Origin of the sequence: Azospirillum sp. A23 (genome assembly GCF_042938965.1) — a bacterium.
Lineage (GTDB): Bacteria > Pseudomonadota > Alphaproteobacteria > Azospirillales > Azospirillaceae > Azospirillum > Azospirillum melinis.
This window is the reverse complement of the sequence record NZ_CP170663.1, coordinates 1,217,544-1,235,932: the sequence shown is the minus strand read 5'-3', so window position 1 is coordinate 1,235,932 and position 18,389 is coordinate 1,217,544. Positions and strand designations below refer to the sequence as shown.

Sequence of the window (18,389 nt, the reverse complement as noted above, 5' to 3'; positions counted from 1 at the left end):
AAGTCTTGGGGTTATAGGCGCGATATCTGTCAGAAGCCTGTCAGTACCTGTTGGTCATCATGCGCCATTGTCGCAGGAAGCGGGCGCGCTTGCTGTCGTCGAGAAAGACGAGAAGGCCGGGGTTCAGCGTGGTGTGCTGGAGCGGACCGTTCAGCTCGGCCAGCAGATGCGCCGCCGAGAAGGGCCCCTCCACACTGGGCGAGATGGCGTAGAAAGGCGTCCTGTTGGCGATCTGGGTCTGCCCCTCCTGCGACAGCAGATAATCGATGAACAGCCCGCCCAGCCCGGCGAGCGCCGCCCCCTTGGGGATGGAGGCGACGCGCGAGGTGACCAGCGTGTAGTCGCTGGGCAGCACGATGCCGATGGGCGCCCCCGCCAGCTGCCGTGCCCGCGCGTAGGATCCCAGCAGATTGTAGCCGATCAGCCGCTCGCCGCGCTCGATCTGGTCCAGCATCTCGCCGGTGCAGCAGCGCTGGTCCATGTGCCGGTCGGCCATGGCGTCCACCAGCTGCCAGAACTGGCTGTTCAGCACCGAATCCTGGGTGGCGAGCAGGAAGCCGATGCCGCTCTGGGCGATGTCGTAGGTGACGATGCGGCCATCGTAGACGTCCTTCTCGCGGATCAGGCGGATCAGGTCGTCGCGGGTGCGCGGCACGTCGGCCTCCGGCACCCGGTCGCGGTTGTAGACGATGACCGCCGGTTCCTGGGCGAAGCTGAACGCCTCGTCCCGCCAGTTGGCCCAGCGCGGCAAGGCTGCGGTTGCCGGCGAGAGATGGCGCTGCATGTAGCCGTCATTGACCAGCTTCACCTGCAGATCGGCCGAGGAGCTGATGACCAGATCGGGCAGCCGTTCGCCGGGATTGACGATGCCGTCGTAAAGCTCGACCGCCGTCATCTCGTCATACTGGATGGCGATGCCGGGATGGCGGTGCTGGAAATCCTGGATCAGCCCCTCCATCACCGGCCGGTCGGTGGTGGAGGCGATGACGAGCGTCGCGGTGCCGGCCCCCTCCGCCGCATAGAGGGTGCGCTTGGCGAAACTCTCCCCCGGCCAGAACAGCAGGATCGACAGCAGCAGGATCAGCGACGGCAGCCAGCAGCGCTGCGCCTTTCCCGCGGTTTGCCCCGTGCCGCCATGCCCCGCCGGGCCGTCCGCCCCTTCACCTGTCCGACAGGACTGGCAGCGATGGTCGAGCGGGAACGCCATGCGGGCGATCAGCCCGCCGCCGGGGCGGTCGATCAGCGAGAAGGACGCGCCATGGCCGTCGGCGACCGCCGCGACGATGGCGAGCCCCAGCCCGCTGCCCACCGTCCCCGCCGCCGAGCTGCCGCGGCCGAACCGGCTCAACACCTTGGGCTTCTCGTCATCGGGCACGCCGGGGCCGCGGTCGGCGACCTCGACCGCCGGGCCGCGCTCGCCGTTGGCGGGGCACAGCCGGACCACCACCGCGCCGGCGTCGCCGCCATATTTGATGGCATTGTCCACGAGGTTGACCAGCGCCTCGCGCAGGATCACCCCGTCGCCGCAGACGGCGATGTTGTCCTCGCCCTCCTGCTCGACGCGCAGAGTGGTGTCCTCGGCGATGGCGGCGGCCCGCTGCACCACCTGCCGGGCCAGCACCGTCAGATCGACGAAATCGGGGTGCAGCGCCTCGCTGCGGTGGACGACCATGGCATGGCTGAGCAGCTGGGTCGTCAGTTCGCTCGCCTCGACGGCGTTGCGGTGGATGCGGCCGACGATGCGCTGGAGCCGGGCGGGATCGGTCTCCTCCGACGCCAGTTCCGACTGCGAGCGGAGTGCCGCCAGCGGCGTCCGGATCTGGTGCGCCATGTCGGCCAGGAAGGTCTTGGTCGATTCCAGATTGCCGTGCAGCCGCGCCATCAGAATGTTGATAGCGCCCAGAAGCTGGCGCACCTCCGCCGGGGCCGACACCTCGATGGCGCTGAAATCGTTGGGCCGGCGGGCATGGATCAGCCGCTCCAGAAACCCCAGCGGCGCCAGCGCCTGCCGCACGCCGAACCACACCAGCCCGATGCTGACCAGCATCATCAGCATCACCGGCAGGAAGGAGTTCAGGAAGAACCCGCGGGCCAGCGTGTCGCGCTCCTCCCGCGTCTGGGCGACGACGATGGTCACCCAGTTGGTCCGCCGCGCCTGGACGATCAGATGGCCCAGGGCGACGACGCGCACCGGCTCCCCGCGATAGACGGTGTCGGTGAAGCTGGCGACGTCGTCCTGCCGCACGGCGCCGGGCAGGTCGCGATAGCCGATGACCGGGCTGCCGTCGGTGTCCAGCACCTTGTAGAAGGCGCGGTCGCGCTGCGCCATGGCGAGGATGCCGAGCGAGGAATAGGGAAGATCGACCACCACGGCCCCCTCCTCCACCCGCACGGCATCGGCGATGGCGAGCGCGGAGGCGAGGAGAAGCTGATCGTAGGCGCCGTCGGCGGCGCGCCGCGCATCGCTGCGGATCAGCAGGAACAGGCAGCCGGCGACCAGCGCCAGCACAAGCACCAGCCGCACCATCAGCCGCCGTTGCAGCGACCCCGCGGTCCGGCCGTCAGGGGGCATCTTGCCGTTCCGCGACATAGCCCTGGCCATGCACAGTGCGGATCACGACCGACGCGCGCTCCAGCTTGCGGCGGAGACGGGAGACGTACAGCTCGATGGCGTTGGGCGCCACCGGCTGGTCGAGGCTGCACAGCCGGTCGATCAGCGTGTCCTTGGCCATCACCCGGTTCAGGTTCGACAGGAACAGCTCCAGCAGGCGGAACTCCCGCGCGCTGAGATCCACCGCCTGGGCCTCGACCGTCACCTTCTTGGTGGCGGTGTCGAAGACCATGTTGCCGAAGACCTGTTCGGAGGCGGCGATGCCGTGATGGCGGCGCAGCAGGGCGCGGCAGCGCGCCTCCAGCTCGCGGAAATCGAAGGGCTTGACGACGTAATCGTCGGCGCCGAGGTCGAGCGCATCGACCTTGGTGTCGACGCGCGACCGGGCGGTGACCACCAGGACCGGCGTCTGGTCGCCCTTGCGGCGCAGCTGGCGCAGCAGCGTCTGCCCGTCCGGGCCGGGCAGCATCAGGTCGAGGATGACGAGCTGATAGGTCTCGCCCGCCAGCAGCTCCTCCGCCTGATAGCCGTCGGCGGCCCAATCGATGGCATAGCCATGCTTGCGCAGGCGCTGGATGATCGCGTCGGCGAGATCCTCGGTGTCCTCGACCACCAATATGCGCATGTTACCAGCCTCCGTCGACAGAACCGGCCGTGCCGCTGCGTCCGCGGGGGAACCGCTCCTCGCGACACCATCAAAAGGCGCGGATCACCGGTGCCCGGCGCCGCTTCAGACAGGCTGGCCCAGTTCGATCCTGCGCAGGCAATGCAGCACCCGCGCCGTCCCGTCGCCGGTCTCCACCAGTTCGCCGGGCTTGGCCCCGAGCAGGCTTTCCTTGCAGCCCATCCACTCCGCCGCGCGCTCGGCCGTGCCGAGAACCTCGACGGCCCGATCGAATACCAGACCGCCATCCACCATGGCATTGACCCCAATCATAAGACCACCTCGACTTCGGAAAAGGCCGACTGCCGGATCGTTCGCCGGTGCATCCGGCCCACGGACATCGTGCCGGACACCATGGTAAAGACCGCAGCTGTCAAAGACCTGTCGCCGATCATGTCCATGTCCCCAGTGTCGGCGGCTTGGGCAAAGGCGGTCTGGCACCCCGGCCGCGAAGCCCTTACACTCGCCCCGCGACCGAGCGGCCGGAGGAACAGTGGCGGGGGAGCGGAGGCGGGCGACCGCAGTGGATGTGGCGCGGCTGGCGGGGGTATCGCAGTCCGCCGTGTCACGGTGCTTTACCGAGGGGGCCAGCGTTTCGGCCGAGACGCGCAGCCGCGTGCTGGAGGCGGCACGGCAGCTGTCCTACCGCCCGAACGCCATCGCGCGCAGCCTGACGACCCGGCGCACCAACCTGATCGGCGTCGTCATGGGCGATCTGGACGGGCCGTTCCAGCCCTATCTGTTCGAAACGCTCACCCGCGGCCTGGCCTCGCGCGGCAAACAGCCGCTGCTGGTGCGCGGTGACCCGGCGGATGCGCTGGACGGCACGGCGATGGCCGCTCTCGACTATCAGGTGGATGCGGTGGTGGTGACGGCCGGCAGCGTCTCTCCGGCGGCGATCCGCGGCCTGATGGCGCTCGGCGTCCCCTTGCTTCTCTACGGCCGGGCGGTCGAGGCGGACGGGGTGGACAGCATCTGCTGCGACAATCCGCTCGGCGCCCGTCTGGTGGCGCAGGCTCTGGTCGCGGCCGGCCACCGCCGCATCGCCTATCTCGGCGGACGCCCCACCGCCTTTTCCGAACAGGAACGCGGCAGCGCCTTCCGCGCGGCCTTGGCGGAGCTTGGTCTGCCGCTGGCCGCCGTGGGAGAGGGCGACTACACCTACGACAGCGGCCATCGCGAGGCCCTGCGGCTGCTGGCCGGTCCGGACCGTCCGGACGCCCTGTTCTGCGGCAACGACGCCATGGCCTTCGGCGCGCTCGACGCCGCCCGCACCGCGCTCGGCCTTCGGGTGCCGGACGACCTGTCCATCGTCGGGTTCGACGATGTGCCGATGGCCGGCTGGCCGAGCTTCTCCCTGACCACGATCCGCAATCCGGTCGAGGACATCGTGGCGACCCTGCTCGACATGCTGGAACGCCGGCTGGCGGACCCCGACGCCCCGCCGGTCCTGCACCGCCCGCCCCCGCTGCTGGTCAGGCGTGGATCGGCGCGCCTTTGACTCGGCTTTGACGCCACACTCCGCCGCATTCACCAAAGCATCACAATTCCATCATTCTGGCTTCACGCTTCCCGCCTAAACCCTGCGTCAGCGGCTTTGCATACGCATGCAACGACGCTGACCACTTCGGGAAATGCGGGAAGTCTGCGGCGATGGCGGAATTGCATGTCGAGAATCTGACCGTCGCCTATGGCGACTCGCGCGTGCTGAACGGCGTCAGCCTGCATGTCCGCCCCGGCGAATTCGTGGCGCTGCTGGGATCGTCGGGCTGCGGCAAGACCACGCTGCTGCGGGCGGTGTCGGGCTTCGTGCCGATGGACGGCGGGCGCATCGCCATCGCCGGGCGCGACGTGACCAATGCCCCGCCGGAGCGCCGCGACACCGCGATGGTCTTCCAGTCCTATGCGCTGTGGCCGCACATGACCACCGCCCAGAACATCGGCTACGGCCTGAAGCTGCGCCGCTGGCCCCGCCCGCGCATCGCCGAGCGGGTGGCCGAGATGCTGCGGCTGCTGAAGCTCGACGGGCTGGCCGACCGCAACGTCACCCAGCTGTCGGGCGGCCAGCGCCAGCGCGTAGCGCTCGGCCGGGCGCTGGCGGTCAATCCCGACATCCTGCTGCTGGACGAGCCGCTGTCCAACCTGGACGCCCGCATCCGGCTCGAACTGCGCCACGAAATCCGCGCGCTGCAACAGCGGCTCGGCATCACCGCGGTCCATGTGACGCATGACCGCGAAGAGGCCATGGTGATGGCCGACCGCATCGTCATCCTGAATGCCGGCAGCATCGCCCAGATCGGCACGCCGGAAGAAATCTACCGCCGTCCGGCCAGCGCCTTCGTCGCCAGCTTCCTCGGCGCGGACAATGTGGTGCCCTTGCAGGCGACACGGACGGAGCGGACGCTGGAGATCGCCGCCGGCCCGGACCACGACGCCGTCAGCCTGCCGCTCGGCGGCGATGGCGTGCAGGGTGGCGAACAGGGCGGCGCACAGGTCGAGATGCCGGGCAGCGGCCCGGTCGCCGCGCATTTCCGCACCGAGTCCGTACGGCTGGCAGCGGCCGGACAGGTTCCGCCCGACGCGCTGGTCCTGCGCGGCCGCATCACGCAGGCCGCCTATCCCGGCGGCCGCTGGCGCTACGGCGTCGCGGTCGGCGGCACGGTCTTCCTGGTCGACGACGACGACCGACGCACGGTCGGCGACGCCGTCGCCATCGTCATCCCGCCTTCGGCCCTGCATTGCTTCCCGCTCCGCCAGGAGGCGGCGGGAACGGCCTGAGGCGATCTCAACCATCCGGTCCACCATCAGGAAAGAAGGGGGATTTTTCCATGACGCTCACGACGCTGAGGACGCTGCTCGCCGGGGCCGCCGGTCTGGCGCTCGCCGCCGGTCTTTCCGCCGCACCGCTGAAGGCCGAGACGGTGCTGACCGTGCTCACCGCCGGCGACCAGAACATGGTCGATTACGTCAACGAGTATCTGGCGCCGAAGTTCGAGGCGCAGAATCCGGGCGTCAAGGTGCGCGCCGCCGGCACCGGGCCGGGCGATGGCGGATCGCAGAAGATCTACGAGAAGCTGAGCGCCGAGGCCGCCGCCGGTGCCGCCAGGTGGGACGTCGACGTCGCCGTCATCCACCAGAAGATGGCCGGCCAGATGGTGCAGGAGAAGATGCTGTCGGCTTATGTCGGCGATGTGAAGACCGGCACGCTCGCCAGCCGCGACAGCGCACGCAACGCGCTCGGCACCGACGTCACCGGCTATGTCCTGCCGATGTTCCACAGCCAGATCGCGCTGGCCTACAACCCGGACCTAGTGAAGGCGCCGCCGAAGACCTACGCCGAGCTGGCGGAATGGGTGAAGGCCAACCCGAAGTCCTTCGGCTACAACGGCATCAAGGGCGGCATGTCCGGCGTCGGCTTCGTCACCGGCTGGGCCGCCGCCAACATCGGCGATGCCTCCCGGCTGGAGAAGGGCCCCTACGACGCCGCGATGAAGCCGGCGATCGAAAAGGCGCTGTCCGGGTTGAGGGAGTTCAACAGGAGCGTCACGCTGACCCCCGGCAATGCCGGCACGCTCGACATGCTGAACCGCGGCGAGATCGCCATGGGGCCGGTGTGGGTCGACATGTTCTACAGCTGGCAGGCCGACGGCCGCCTCAACCCGGCGATGAAGCTCCAGCTGATCGGTCCGGGCATGCCCGGCCAGCCGATGTACTACGCGGTCCCGGCCAAGGCCGCCAACCAGGACGCCGCCCGCAGGTTCATCGAATTGGCGACCAGCCCCGAGGTGCAGGCCGACGGCATCGTCAAGCGCTTCAACTGGTATCCGGGCATCGACGCCACCTACGTGCAGCCGAAGCTGGATGCCCAGACCTGGGCCAAGCTGTTCACCGACGTGAAGCCGGACGAGCTGGCGAGCAAGGGCAAGCCCTTCCCGCTGTCGGGCTATTTCACCGACATCATGGAAGCCTATGAGCGCACCGTTGCCAACTGAGGCGGCCGGCCGTCCCGCTGCCCTCCCCCGCTCGTGCGGGGGAGACGGCGCCCCCGCCCTGCCCGCCGCCAGGACTGGTCCCGACTGGCTGTGGGGCGTGCTTCTGGTCCTGCCGGCGCTGGCGATGGTGGCGCTGTTCTTCCTCTATCCGCTCGGCCTGTCGGCGGTCAGCGCCTTCCAGGGCCGTGACGGCGGCTGGACGCTGGCGAACGTCGTGAAGGCATTCGAGCTGTACAGCCTCGACATGGCCTTCACGCTGGCCATCGTGCTGCTGTCCTCGGCGCTGGTGGCCGTGCTGTCGGTGGCCATCGGCGGCTATCTGACTCTCGGCGAGAACCGGCTGGCGGTGACCCTGCTGCGCTGGCTCTACCGCTGGCCGCTGTTCATCCCCTTCATCGTCGCCGCCCAGATGATGCGCTCCTTCCTCGCCAAGAACGGCTTGATGAACAACCTGCTGATCGGCGGCGGCATCATCGAGCCGTTGCAGGCGGCGAGCCTGCTCGACTGGCGCGGCGTGGTGGTGACCTTCGTCTGGAAGCAGACGCCCTTCGTGGCGCTGATGGTGGCGGGCGCCATGGCCTCGCTCGACCGCTCGACCATCGAGGCGGCACGCGATCTCGGCGCCGGGCGGCTGCGCATCCTGGGCGAGATCGTCGTTCCCCAGGTCAGGCCGACGCTGGTCGTCGGGCTGATCCTCAGCTTCGTGACCATGCTGTCGGTGATGTCGGTGCCGATGATGATCAACCCCAACAGCCCGACGATGATCACGGTGGACATGGCCTATCGCATCAACGCCCACGGCGATTACGGTGTCGCCAACGCTCTCGGCTTCGTCTCCTACGCCATGGCCGGCCTGGTCGGCTGGTTCTACCTGCGGCACGGCGTGCGCCAGGGCGGTGCGCGATGATCACCACTCTTGCACCGGCGCGGGCCCTCGCCTGGATTCCGCGCGGGCTGGCCCTTGGGCTGCTGGCCTTCGTCATCTTCGGGCCGCTGACCAATCTCGGCCTGTGGGCGGTGGCGGAGAAATGGTACTTCCCCCACACCCTGCCCCTGCAATACGGCTTCTCCTTCTGGGAACGGGTGTTCGCCCCGCGCTCCAACGCGATGGCGTCGCTGGCGACCAGCGTCACCATCGCTCTGCTGACGGTGGCGGCCTGCCTCGCCGTCTCGGTTCCCGCCGGCTATGCGCTGGCCCGGCTGCGGCTGCCCTGGCGGGGTGCGATCCTGCTGGCCTTCCTGCTGCCGCAGGCCTTTCCCAGCGTCGCCGTCTACATCAACGTGGCGCGCATCTTCTACACGCTGGGACTGAACGGCACGGTGGCCGGGGTGGTTCTCGTCCACACGTCCATGGGCTGGTCTTCTCCGTCTGGATCACCGCCGCCGCCTTCGGCGCCGTCGACCGCTCGCTGGAGGAGGCAGCGCGCGACATGGGCGCCGGTCCCCTGCGGACCTTCTTCGGCATCACCCTGCCGCTGGCGGCACCGGGGGTGATGGCAAGCTCCATCTTCGTCTTCCTGGAATCGCTGGACGAGTTCACCGGCACCTATTTCGTCGGGGTGCCCGACATCTCCACCCTGCCGCTGCTCATGTTCAACGCCGGCATGGGTGGCAATTTCCAGATCGCCGCCATCACCGCCCTGATCCTGCTGGTTCCCTCGGTGGGCTTCATGCTGGTGATCGAACGTTTCCTCAAGGCCGACGTGCTGGCCAAAGTCGGACATTGACCCCCATGGACATCCAGGTTCTGGGCGTCGGCGAAGCAGCCGACCCCTCCTTCGCCAATTCCTCGCTGATCGTCGCCGCCGACGGCTTCCGCCTGATGATCGACTGCGGCCATTCGGTGCCGCCCGTGCTGTGGCGCAACGTGCCGGACCCCGACGCCATCGACGCGCTCTATTTCACCCACCATCACCCCGACCATTGCTTCGGACTGGTGCCGACGCTGATCCGCTGGACCGACGACCGCCGCAGCAAGCCGCTGGACATCGTCACCACCGTCGGCGGGTGGAAGCAGCTGGCCTTGCTGTTCCAGGCCGGCGCCACCGATCCCGAACGGTCGCTCTCCTTTCCCCTGCGCTGGATCGAAACCCCGGAGGACGGCACGCTCGGCCCCTTCCGCCTGCGCACCGCGCTCACCCGCCATTCCATGCCCAACCGTGCCATCCGGCTGGAGGCGGGCGGCGTCGCCTTCGCCCATTCCGGCGACGGCCGGACCACAGCGGAGTCGGAAGATCTCTTCCGCGGTGCCGACCTGCTGTTCCACGAATGCCTGACGGTGGAGCCGGATCCGCTCCAGCCCTTCCACGCCGCTTTCAGCCAGCTCGCCGATTTCCCCGAGCGGCTCGGCGTCCGCGCGATGCGCCTCTATCATGTCCGCATGGGCGAACGGGACCGGCTGGCCGCCGCCTGCGCCGCCACTTGCGCTGGCGACACGCGGGTGAGTCTCGCCCAGCCGGGGGAGCGGATCGTCCTCCAGGCCCAGGCACCCGCAGCCTGACCCGGCTTTCCGCAGCAAGGCCGGTCAGGCCAGCTGCGGGATCGCACCGGCCTGCCAGCGGCGGCGGATGACCGCGGTGCGCTTCTTGCCGCTGGAGGTCTTCTCGATGGTTCCCTTGGGCACGACGGCGATGTCGGTCGGCACGAAGCCGAAGCCGTCGAGGATGCAGCGCCGGATCGCCGTCAGCCGTCCGCTCACGACCGGCGGCGGCGACGTGGCGTTTCCTTCGACCAGCAGCACCTGACGCGGCCCGCCGGGCTCGTCGGCGGCGAACAGCACCGCGCGTCCGGGGCCGACGAACGGCAGCGATTCGACCTCCAGCTCGACATCGGCGGGAATGACGTTGCGGCCGCCCACCACCAGCATCTCGTCCTTGCGGGCGACGAAGAACAGCTCGCCATCGTGCAGGAAGCCCAGATCGCCGGAGCGCATCCATCCCCGGCCGAGCGCCCGCTGCGTCATCGCCTCGTCCCGCCAGTAGCCGGGGGTGAGGCAGGGGCCGGCGACCGTGATCTCGCCCAGCCTCATCTCGCCCAGCGGACATCCCGCCTCGTCGCGCACGACGAGGTCGCAGGCGTCGTTGGGCCGGCCGACCGAGACGAGTTCCAGCGCTTCACCATCACCACCATCACAGCCGTCGCCACCGTCCGTCGACACCCGGCCCCCCGGAGCGATGCGCACGCGCAGCCGGCGCAGCCCCGGTTCGCGGCTGTGGGTGCAGCCCAGCGTGTATTCCGCCATGCCATAGCCGGCGCGCAGCTGCGACGGCGGCATCCCCAGCGGCGCCAGCACCGCCGCCGCCTCGTCCAGCACCGCCGGGCTGATCTTCTCGGCGGCGACATAGAGGATCAGCGCCGACAGATCGCAGCCGCGGCCATGCAGACGGCGCACCCCGCGCAGCGTCGCCGCCAGCACCGAACTGGTGGAGAACGTCAGATCGCTGCCCCGCGCGGCCATCGCGGCGAACCAGCGTGCCGGATTGCGCATGTACCAGGCGGGGGGTGCGACCATGGCATCGGCGCCGGTGAACAGCGGCAGCAGAATGCCGATGAACAGCCCCATATCGTGATAGAAGGGCAGCCAGGACGCAATCGAGCCCGGCTGCCGGCCGCTGCCGGCAGCCGCATAATTGTCGGCGAGCTGGCGGAGCTGCGCCATCACCATGGCGTGGGTGACCATCACGCCCTTCGGCCGGCCGGTGCTGCCCGAACTGAACTGGATCAGCGCCAGCCCGTCGGCCCTGCACTCGCCATCGCCAATCGCCGCCGGTAACCGTTCGAGCGACGCCTCCAGCGCTTCCACCGTGGTCAGCAGCGGTTCGAGCTGCGGAACGGCGGCGGGACGGTCGGTCACCACCAGCCGGGCATCGCTTCGCCGCGTCACCTCCAGCAGGAAGCGCAGGAAGCCGCCCGCCCGGTCGGTACCGCCGGCCCTCTCCGAACCCGTTCCCGAGTCCTCACCCGAAGCCGCCCCCGACCAGGGCCGCAGCGGCACCGGCACGGCTTGCAGCTGCCACAGCGCCAGCAGCAGGCAGATCGCGGCCGAGCCGGTGTCGAGCAGCATGACCACGCGGTCGCCCGGCCGGATGCCGCGGACCGCCAGCCCGGCGGCGATGGCGCCGGAGCGGGTCCGCAGCTCCGAAAGCCGCCGGTCGATCCCTTCGGCGGGAAAATGCCACAGCGGGTCGCCGTCGGTCCCGCCATGGTCGAGCCAGTTCAGAAGCCCCGCCATCGCCGCCTCACACCGCCCGCACGGCGATGGCCGCATTGACGCCGCCGAAGGCGAAGGACTGCGAGACGGCGGCGCCGAAGCGATGGGCACGCGCCTCGTTCGGAACGCAGTCGATGTCGCAGTCGGGGTCGGCGCCCTGATAATTGACGGTCGGCGGCACCACGCCGTGGGTGAGGCCGAGGATGGTGGCGATCAGCTCCAGCGCACCGGCGGCGCCGAAGGTGTGGCCGATCTGCGATTTGGTGGAGGACATCATCAGCCGCGCCGCATGGGGACCGAACACCGCATGGGCCACCGCCGTTTCCACCCGGTCGTTCAGCGGTGTCCCGGTGCCGTGGGCATTGAGATAGCCGATCTCATCGGTGTTGAGCCCGGCATCGGCCAGGGCCTGCATCACGGCCCGGACCGGGCCGCGGATTGTCGGCTGCACGGTGTCGGTGGCGTCGCTCGACATGCCGAAGCCGGCGATCTCGGCCAGCACCGGGGCGCCGCGCCTGTCGGCGGACTCCATCGTCTCGATGACCAGGATGCCGGAGCCTTCGCCCAGCGCCAGCCCGGAGCGGCCGGAGGAGAAGGGGCGGCAGGTGTCGGAGGCGATGGTCCGGGCCGCGTCGAAGGCGCGCATCACCGCATAGATGACGTTGGCCTCGGTCCCGCCGGTCAGCGCGCGTTCGGCATAGCCGTGGCGCACCATCATCGCCGCCTGCGAGATGGCGTGCGACCCCGAGGCGCAGCCGGTGGCGATGACGAAGGACGGCCCGAGGATTTCGTGCTCGATGGCGATCATGCCGCAGGCGGCCTGATGGTTGGTGCGCGGCACCGTGGTCGGATGGGCGCGCGGCCGCCGGTTGGCGAACAGGTGGATGGCCGTCTCTTCGCGCGAGATCTCGCCGCCGCCGCCGCAGCCGAGCACGATGGCCGCATCGGTCAGGTCGGCGGAGGTCAGGCCGGCGGCGGCGATGGCCTCCCTTGCGGCCAGCAGCGCATACTGCACGAAGGGTTCGCAGGTCAGCAGCTGCGCCTCGCTGAAATGATCCAGCGGCCGGTAGCCGGCGACGGTCGCGGCGGGACGGACGACCTCCATCGCCTCGAAGGTCCGGCGGGTGGGCTGGATGGCCGTGCGCGCCTCGGTCACGCCCTGCCAGAAGGCCGGAAGGCCGACGCCGAAGCCGGTGACGGCGCCCACGCCGGTCACCACCACCCGGTGCGAGCCGTCGGGGCGGCGGTACCGACCGCCTGTCATGCCGTCACCTCTCTGGTGGCGGCCAGACGCCGGACCAGCACCTCCAGCTCGCCGCAGGTCTCGAAGACGTCCAGCCCCTCGTCGACGATGCCGACGCCGAACAGCTCCTCGATCTCGAAGGTGATGGTGATGACCTGGATCGACGCCAGCCCCAGCCGGTCGAAACGGGTGTCGGGAGTGAACTCGGTCTCGCGCAGGCTGGGCACGACCTTGACGATACAGTCCTTGATACCGCCCCAGACCGGGCTGTCGGCGAAGGGGGTGGAGTCGGGCATCGGGGTTCCTTCGGTTGAGGTCGATCGGGTAGCGGGACGGCGGCGGCGCTGGCCGCGTCAGCCGGTGGTGACTGGCAGGTCCAGCTCGCTGGAGACCGGCGCCTGCCCGTTACCGGAGATGGTCAATGTTAGCACAGTCGAGGCCGATGGCGCTGTAATGGTTGCCTGTCCCGTCTGTTTTGTCGTGTCGAGCGGAACAGACATCGCGGCTTGGTTGCCGATTGCCAGGGTTGCCGACGTCGCGTTCAATGTCTGGTAGCTGACCGTCACGGTGGCGCCGGGGGTGGCCGGGCTCGGCGTCGCGCTGAGGAGCTGGACCTGGAGATACGGCCCCGGACCGAGATGGGCGACCAGCGGCCCGCTTCCCGCACCCGGACCATAGGCGGTCAGCGTGTAGTCCTGACCGCTGCTGCTCACGGTCGGCGATCCGGGAGACGGATTGACCACATTGTAGGTGACCTGGGTCAGGGTGGAGTCGGTGTAGCGGAACCAGCGGATCCGCACCGGGTTGAAGGTGACCGTCGCCGTCCGGTTGACCGGCCCCTGGTAGCCCAGCGCCTGCAACGAGAAGGTCACGCTGGACTGGTTGCCGCTCAGGTAGCTGCCGGGAACCACGGTCTGCTGCCCCTGGGCGCCGACGCGCTGCGCGCCGTTGGGGGTGGACAGATAGAGCGGGGTGACGGCGTAGGTGCTGCTCCAGCTCAGCACCGCGCTGGCATCGGTGTCGATCGGGCCGCTCGGATCGCAGGACAGCGTGGCGCTGACCGGCCCGAGATAGGCGGTGGTGACGGCCTGCTTGAACTGACGGTCGTCGGTGTAGAGCTGGAGCGTGTAGATCGTCTGCGCCTGCGACACCGGCATCTGCAGACTGTCGGTGAAGCTGCTGCCCTGCACCGGGCGCTTGATGTTGCCGGGCTGGATCAGCACGTAGCTGCCGCCCGAGACCGTCCAGTTCAGCGTCGTCGACTGCCCCTGCGCGACGGTGATGGGGTTGGCGTAGAATTGCTGGATCGCCAGCGGCTGGTTGGTTTTGGCGATGGTGACGGCCGTGGTGCCGCCGCCGGTGAAGCTCTCCTGGATCGGGAAGGCGGCGGTGCCGACGGCGTCGTTGACCACCAGATTGTTGATGTAGACCGACAGGCTGGCTCCCGCCGCCAGGGCCGGGCCGGTCAGCTTGATGTAGGGCGGGTTGGTGCTGAAGAAGGGCAGGGCCAGCCACGCCGTGGTGCTGGTGGTCACCGAAACCCCGCCCAGGCTGGTGGCGATGGAGTCTGCGCCGGTGCCCACCGGGATCTTGACGTAGATGGTCTGGGTGCCCGTCAGCGCGGTGGTCGCGTTGGGGTTGGTGACGGTCAGCGTCGGCGCGGTCGTCGCGCCGATGATCAGGCTGTTGGGGTCGAACCGGTATTGGTAATAGGGCGGTGTGGTCGCCGTCGGGGCCGCTGCCATGGTCTTGTACCTCTCATGGAACTGCATGTGGGCGAGTTTCTGGTCGGCGACGGGCCGGGCGGTCGCGAGCGATCCGCCGGACTGGCCGCTGGAGGGGGTGGGAACCAGCCCCAGCCAGCCTTCGCGCGCCGCCGGTATGGCCGTCGGCAGAAGCGCCTGGGGCTGGCTGCTCTTCAGGTTCGCGACCGTCTCCCACACGGTGACGCCGGTCCTGGCGATCCACGACCAGGTGCCGGAGACGTTGCCGGGCAGCGGCATCTGCACCTCGCGCGGGTCGATCAGCAGCGGCCCGACGCGGAAGGTGGCCAGCAGGGTGTTCATCGCCGAAACGACCCCCGGCGGCAGCGAGACCGTCTCCACCGGCAGGATGCCCGAGACGGCGGGGATGGAACCGCGCGGGTCCATCAGCACCGTCAGCCGGTGGACCGGCCCGTCGGGCAGCAGGGTGAAGGACGGATCGGGGTTCAGATAGCCCGAGGTCGCGGCCGGGCCGCCCGCCGCCAGCAGGGTCGGCAGCCGTGCCATCGCCCTGCCGAGGTTGCTGCGCGGGTTGCCGGTCCGCGAGGACAGGGCGCGGCGCACGGTGCCAAAGGCGGTGTCGAAGCCGCGCAGCGGATTCAGCAGCGAGTAAACGTCGTCGAGGAAGAAGCCGAGCGCACCGTTGCCGTCATAGGCGATGTCGCCGACATAGACGGGGAAGGGCATGGCGGTGACGCCGCCGTCGTCGTTCTTGCCGGTGGCCGCCCAGGACTGGTCGTAGGCCGGGTCGCCGTCGAGATTGAGGGAGATGTCCGCCCGCACCACCGCCACCGGCTGACCGATCAGCACCGCGAGATTGTCGCCGTCCGGCTGCGGCGTCGCCGTGGTGCGCCACAGCGTGACGTCGATCACGTCCAGCAGATCCTGCAACGCCTGATCGCCGGAGACCGGTCCCTGGGCCAGCAGCCCTTGCACGAAGCCGAGAAGGTGGGCGTTGCCGATGGCCGGCGGCGAGCCCAGCGGCAGGTTCAGCCCCGGCGCCGGATCCCAGCGGATGCCGCGGCCGTTGTCGGTCTCCACCGGCAGGATCTCGCCCAGCGGCGTCCCGTCGGCGGCGAACACCTGCACGCTGTTGTCCAGATGGTTGGGCAGCAGCCAGCCGGCGACCGGGCTGGTCAGGTTGGACGAGTTGGTGGGGATCGCGTCGTCTTCGGCGTCCAGCAGGTTGAGCGCCACGCGGGCCGGCTGCTGGATGCGCGGCGCCACCTGGACGAAGCGCTTGTTGTCCTGACCGCCGGCGTCGGGGGTGGTGACGCTCTTGGAGCGGATCGGCAGCACGTCCTGGCCGGGGTTGGTGGTGCGCAGGATCTGTCCGAAGGCGTCCACCACCCAGAGCTGGTTGATGACGTAATGGCCGGACCGCACCGGGTAGAAGGCCGGCGCGCTGCCGTCGGTCCCGCTGCCCGGCAGCGGCACGATGGACGGCGCCAGCTCCAGCCAGCTCTCGACCGCCGGATCGTCGCTGGTCAGCTCCGTCATCTGGCCCTGCTGCATCAGCATGAACCCGCCGAAACCGCTCAGCGCCTCGGTGACGATGTCATACTCGGCGATGTCGGCGGCGGCCTGGGTCAGGGCGTCCTGCTGGTACTGCGGCAGCTCGTCGAAATTGGGATTGAGCGTGACCAGATCGTTCAGCTTCTCCGCCAGCCCGGCGGCGATCTGGGTGCCCACCAGCGACCGGCCGCTGATGGTCTCGCTCGCGGTGCCGATGGCGGTGCCTGTCCAGCTGTAGTCGAATCCCTCCAGCGTCCAGCCGTCGAGCATGCCGGCGGCGGCGTCCGCGGTCGGATACCAGGTGACCTGCCAGTCGATGTAGAGCGGCGTCCAGGGCGGCGACCAGGGCAGCACCGACCGCTTCAGCGGCACGACGCCGGTGAAGCCGACGGCGGCGCCCACCGTCTCCTCGTTGTAGGGGGTGGCGGGGGTGGCGTTCCACGGTGCCGTCTGCTGGGCGGCGATGGTAGCGGCCAGCGTGTCCAGCTGCGCGGATGTCGGCGTGACCCCGGCCTTCTGATAGGCGATGGCGGCCAGGAAGCGGGCGTTCGAGGTGTCGAACAGCATCACCTCGACCAGATAGTCGGTCATCTCCTTCGGCACGCCGGAACTGGCCGGCGGCAGGGTGGGGACGCGGCTGGTGAGATCGCCGGCATCGATGGTCTGGGTGGTGCCGCCGACCGGCTCGATCACCGTCAGCGCCGACACCGTCTGGCCGGTGAAGCGGCTGAACAGGCTGTCCTCGGGGCCGCCGTCGGTTCCGGGCGGCAGCAGGCGGGTGTCCTGCTGGGCGCCGGCCACCATGACCGTCGTCGCCGCCGGGGCGTGGAACCGCGTGTCGCCGTTGCTGGACAGCACGAACTCGGTGCCGATCAGGCCCAGCAGGGTCGTCTTGTCGGTCTCGACGGCGGCGGCCTGGGCGGTGCGCTGGGCGTCGAGCGTCGTCAGCGTGGCCATGACGGCGTCGATGGCGTCCTGGACCGTCTGGGTATCCGGCGAGAAGGGGCCGAGCTGCTGGAGCTTGTAGACCAGCGCGAAGAGCTGCCAGACATTCGAGGCGATCAGCTGGCTGGTGCCGTCGAGCGCCGCCTGATCGTCGTTGAGCGCGGTCAGCGCCTGGGTCTGGGCCGGCGACAAATCCACCGTCTGCAGGGTCCGGCCACGGTCGGAGGGGTCGTAGTCGGGCCGCGCCACCAGCCAGACGGTGCCGCCGTCGGCCTTGGCGAAGCGCGCCTCCAGCGTCCGGGTGGCGAACACCGAGGGCTGCTGGAGATAGTCGAACACCAGATCCTGCTGCACCGCGAGGATCAGATCCTCCAGATCGGGCTGCTTCAGGATGGTGGCCATCCAGGCGGCGATCGCCTCGACGCCGGTGCCGCCGACGGCGACCGACACCGGATTCTGGCCGTTCAGCACCGGGTCGCGCGGATAGCTCTGCTGCGGTCCGTTCCACGCCATGCCGAACACCATGCCGTGGCACAGCGTCTGGCTGGCGAGCTGCATCTGGATCGCCGGGATGGTGGCGCCGCCGCTGATCGGATTGGCCGCCTGCCACGCCTGCCAGGCCGCCTCCGCCGCCGCCAGCCCGGACTCGCCATGGACGTTGAGCAGCAGCGTGTTCAGGATCGACTGCCACTCGTCCTGGGTGGTGAAGCCCTGCGGGTCGGCGTCGGTGACGCCCAGCAGCGGATCGAAGCCCGAGGGGCTGTACCAGCCGAGCATGGCGTAGGTGACGCTGCCCGAGGACACGTCCGACAGGCTGTCGTAGAAGCTCAGCACATTCAGCGTGTTGTCGTAGGTGACCACCCAGCTGACGGAGCCCGGCCCGACCGACCGCAGCAGCGGCTGCGCCGGACCGGCGGGATTGGTCCAGGCGTCGAAGGTGAAGGCGCGGCCGACCCACTGGGTGTTGCCGGTCTGGACGGGATCGGGATAGGTGTTGCTGCCCTCTCCCATGTCGCCCAGGAAATCGCCCTGCAACACCCACACGGTGAACACCGGAGCGGCGCCGGGCGTCGTCACCACCGAGCGGGCCACCAGCCAGCGGTTCGGGATCGGCGGGAACAGGACCGATCCGTCGGGCTGCTGCTGCCCCTGGCGGTAGCCCATCGGCAGGGTCGCCTGCAAATGGGCGCCGGTGCCGGGCGGGGCGTTGGCGGGACGGAGCTGGAAGGGCTGCGGCTCGGGATCGACGTTCGCCGGAACCTTGCGGTAGTCGATGCCGAGGGCGGCCCAGCTGCCCTGCTGGTTGGGAACGCCGACCAGCAGGCATTCGATGCCGATCGGCACGAACAGGCTGGGACCGGGCCACAGCGGGTCGACGATGGTGTCGGACGCGGCGGCGGCAGAGGCGGCGGCGGTGTTGGACTGGGTATCCGTCATGGTCTGCGC

At 69.5% G+C, this 18,389-nt stretch carries 13 protein-coding genes and 1 pseudogene; 6 read left to right on the top strand and 8 right to left on the bottom strand.

The window, feature by feature from the left end:
• Positions 1 to 40: 40 nt before the first annotated feature.
• From ABNQ40_RS05360 to ABNQ40_RS05345, 4 genes are all read right to left on the bottom strand, one after another.
• Positions 41 to 2,572 (bottom strand): sensor histidine kinase N-terminal domain-containing protein, encoded by a 2,532-nt coding sequence (locus tag ABNQ40_RS05360; RefSeq protein ID WP_109047477.1) that lies wholly within the window; start codon positions 2,570 to 2,572, stop codon positions 41 to 43.
• Entirely contained in the window at positions 2,562 to 3,236 is a 675-nt protein-coding gene (locus ABNQ40_RS05355) for a response regulator transcription factor (RefSeq protein WP_109047476.1), read from the bottom strand. The genes ABNQ40_RS05360 and ABNQ40_RS05355 overlap by 11 nt, the downstream gene beginning before the upstream one ends.
• Before the next feature lie 105 nt (positions 3,237 to 3,341).
• Positions 3,342 to 3,548: an antitoxin Xre/MbcA/ParS toxin-binding domain-containing protein gene (locus tag ABNQ40_RS05350; protein ID WP_109047475.1), complete on the bottom strand. Its 207-nt coding sequence runs from the start codon at positions 3,546 to 3,548 to the stop codon at positions 3,342 to 3,344.
• Positions 3,545 to 3,676 (bottom strand): hypothetical protein, encoded by a 132-nt coding sequence (locus ABNQ40_RS05345; protein ID WP_282187147.1) that lies wholly within the window; start codon positions 3,674 to 3,676, stop codon positions 3,545 to 3,547. The genes ABNQ40_RS05350 and ABNQ40_RS05345 overlap by 4 nt, the downstream gene beginning before the upstream one ends.
• Before the next feature lie 92 nt (positions 3,677 to 3,768).
• Between ABNQ40_RS05345 and ABNQ40_RS05340 the strand changes: the two genes are divergently transcribed.
• The 6 genes and pseudogenes from ABNQ40_RS05340 (at position 3,769) to ABNQ40_RS05315 (ending at position 9,767) form a co-directional block, all read left to right on the top strand.
• A complete protein-coding gene (locus ABNQ40_RS05340; RefSeq protein WP_109047474.1) occupies positions 3,769 to 4,776 on the top strand; it encodes a LacI family DNA-binding transcriptional regulator in 1,008 nt (335 codons plus the stop codon).
• A gap of 152 nt (positions 4,777 to 4,928) precedes the next feature.
• Complete coding sequence (locus ABNQ40_RS05335; RefSeq protein WP_109047473.1) at positions 4,929 to 6,053, top strand: ABC transporter ATP-binding protein; 1,125 nt, start codon at positions 4,929 to 4,931, stop codon at positions 6,051 to 6,053.
• Between the two features lie 50 nt (positions 6,054 to 6,103).
• A complete protein-coding gene (locus ABNQ40_RS05330; RefSeq protein WP_109047472.1) occupies positions 6,104 to 7,267 on the top strand; it encodes an extracellular solute-binding protein in 1,164 nt (387 codons plus the stop codon).
• Between the two features lie 124 nt (positions 7,268 to 7,391).
• Positions 7,392 to 8,174: an ABC transporter permease gene (locus ABNQ40_RS05325; RefSeq protein ID WP_391345727.1), complete on the top strand. Its 783-nt coding sequence runs from the start codon at positions 7,392 to 7,394 to the stop codon at positions 8,172 to 8,174.
• A pseudogene (locus ABNQ40_RS05320) lies at positions 8,171 to 8,994 on the top strand (ABC transporter permease). The gene ABNQ40_RS05325 and the pseudogene ABNQ40_RS05320 overlap by 4 nt, the downstream one beginning before the upstream one ends.
• Positions 8,995 to 8,999: 5 nt before the next feature.
• Complete coding sequence (locus ABNQ40_RS05315) at positions 9,000 to 9,767, top strand: MBL fold metallo-hydrolase (RefSeq protein WP_109047470.1); 768 nt, start codon at positions 9,000 to 9,002, stop codon at positions 9,765 to 9,767.
• Positions 9,768 to 9,791: 24 nt separating this feature from the next.
• Here the strand turns inward: ABNQ40_RS05315 and ABNQ40_RS05310 are convergent, their stop codons facing one another.
• The 4 genes from ABNQ40_RS05310 to ABNQ40_RS05295 are packed head-to-tail and all read right to left on the bottom strand — an operon-like array spanning position 9,792 to position 18,380.
• On the bottom strand, positions 9,792 to 11,498 hold the full coding sequence (locus tag ABNQ40_RS05310; protein WP_158285524.1) for an AMP-binding protein: 1,707 nt from the start codon (positions 11,496 to 11,498) through the stop codon (positions 9,792 to 9,794).
• Between the two features lie 7 nt (positions 11,499 to 11,505).
• Positions 11,506 to 12,741 (bottom strand): beta-ketoacyl synthase, encoded by a 1,236-nt coding sequence (locus ABNQ40_RS05305; RefSeq protein ID WP_109047468.1) that lies wholly within the window; start codon positions 12,739 to 12,741, stop codon positions 11,506 to 11,508.
• Complete coding sequence (locus ABNQ40_RS05300) at positions 12,738 to 13,016, bottom strand: acyl carrier protein (RefSeq protein ID WP_109047467.1); 279 nt, start codon at positions 13,014 to 13,016, stop codon at positions 12,738 to 12,740. Before ABNQ40_RS05300 ends, ABNQ40_RS05305 begins: the two co-directional genes overlap by 4 nt.
• Positions 13,017 to 13,073: 57 nt before the next feature.
• On the bottom strand, positions 13,074 to 18,380 hold the full coding sequence (locus tag ABNQ40_RS05295) for a hypothetical protein (RefSeq protein WP_146255389.1): 5,307 nt from the start codon (positions 18,378 to 18,380) through the stop codon (positions 13,074 to 13,076).
• Positions 18,381 to 18,389: the final 9 nt, after the last annotated feature.

What these genes read in the sequence shown, in the direction of transcription:
- ABNQ40_RS05360 (WP_109047477.1), bottom strand. Translation starts at nt 2,572, where the DNA reads ATGCCCCCTGACGGCCGGACCGCGGGGTCGCTGCAACGGCGGCTGATG.
- ABNQ40_RS05355 (WP_109047476.1), bottom strand. Translation starts at nt 3,236, where the DNA reads ATGCGCATATTGGTGGTCGAGGACACCGAGGATCTCGCCGACGCGATC.
- ABNQ40_RS05350 (WP_109047475.1), bottom strand. Translation starts at nt 3,548, where the DNA reads ATGATTGGGGTCAATGCCATGGTGGATGGCGGTCTGGTATTCGATCGG.
- ABNQ40_RS05345 (WP_282187147.1), bottom strand. Translation starts at nt 3,676, where the DNA reads ATGGACATGATCGGCGACAGGTCTTTGACAGCTGCGGTCTTTACCATG.
- ABNQ40_RS05335 (WP_109047473.1), top strand. Translation starts at nt 4,929, where the DNA reads ATGGCGGAATTGCATGTCGAGAATCTGACCGTCGCCTATGGCGACTCG.
- ABNQ40_RS05330 (WP_109047472.1), top strand. Translation starts at nt 6,104, where the DNA reads ATGACGCTCACGACGCTGAGGACGCTGCTCGCCGGGGCCGCCGGTCTG.
- ABNQ40_RS05325 (WP_391345727.1), top strand. Translation starts at nt 7,392, where the DNA reads ATGGTGGCGCTGTTCTTCCTCTATCCGCTCGGCCTGTCGGCGGTCAGC.
- ABNQ40_RS05315 (WP_109047470.1), top strand. Translation starts at nt 9,000, where the DNA reads ATGGACATCCAGGTTCTGGGCGTCGGCGAAGCAGCCGACCCCTCCTTC.
- ABNQ40_RS05310 (WP_158285524.1), bottom strand. Translation starts at nt 11,498, where the DNA reads ATGGCGGGGCTTCTGAACTGGCTCGACCATGGCGGGACCGACGGCGAC.
- ABNQ40_RS05305 (WP_109047468.1), bottom strand. Translation starts at nt 12,741, where the DNA reads ATGACAGGCGGTCGGTACCGCCGCCCCGACGGCTCGCACCGGGTGGTG.
- ABNQ40_RS05300 (WP_109047467.1), bottom strand. Translation starts at nt 13,016, where the DNA reads ATGCCCGACTCCACCCCCTTCGCCGACAGCCCGGTCTGGGGCGGTATC.
- ABNQ40_RS05295 (WP_146255389.1), bottom strand. Translation starts at nt 18,380, where the DNA reads ATGACGGATACCCAGTCCAACACCGCCGCCGCCTCTGCCGCCGCCGCG.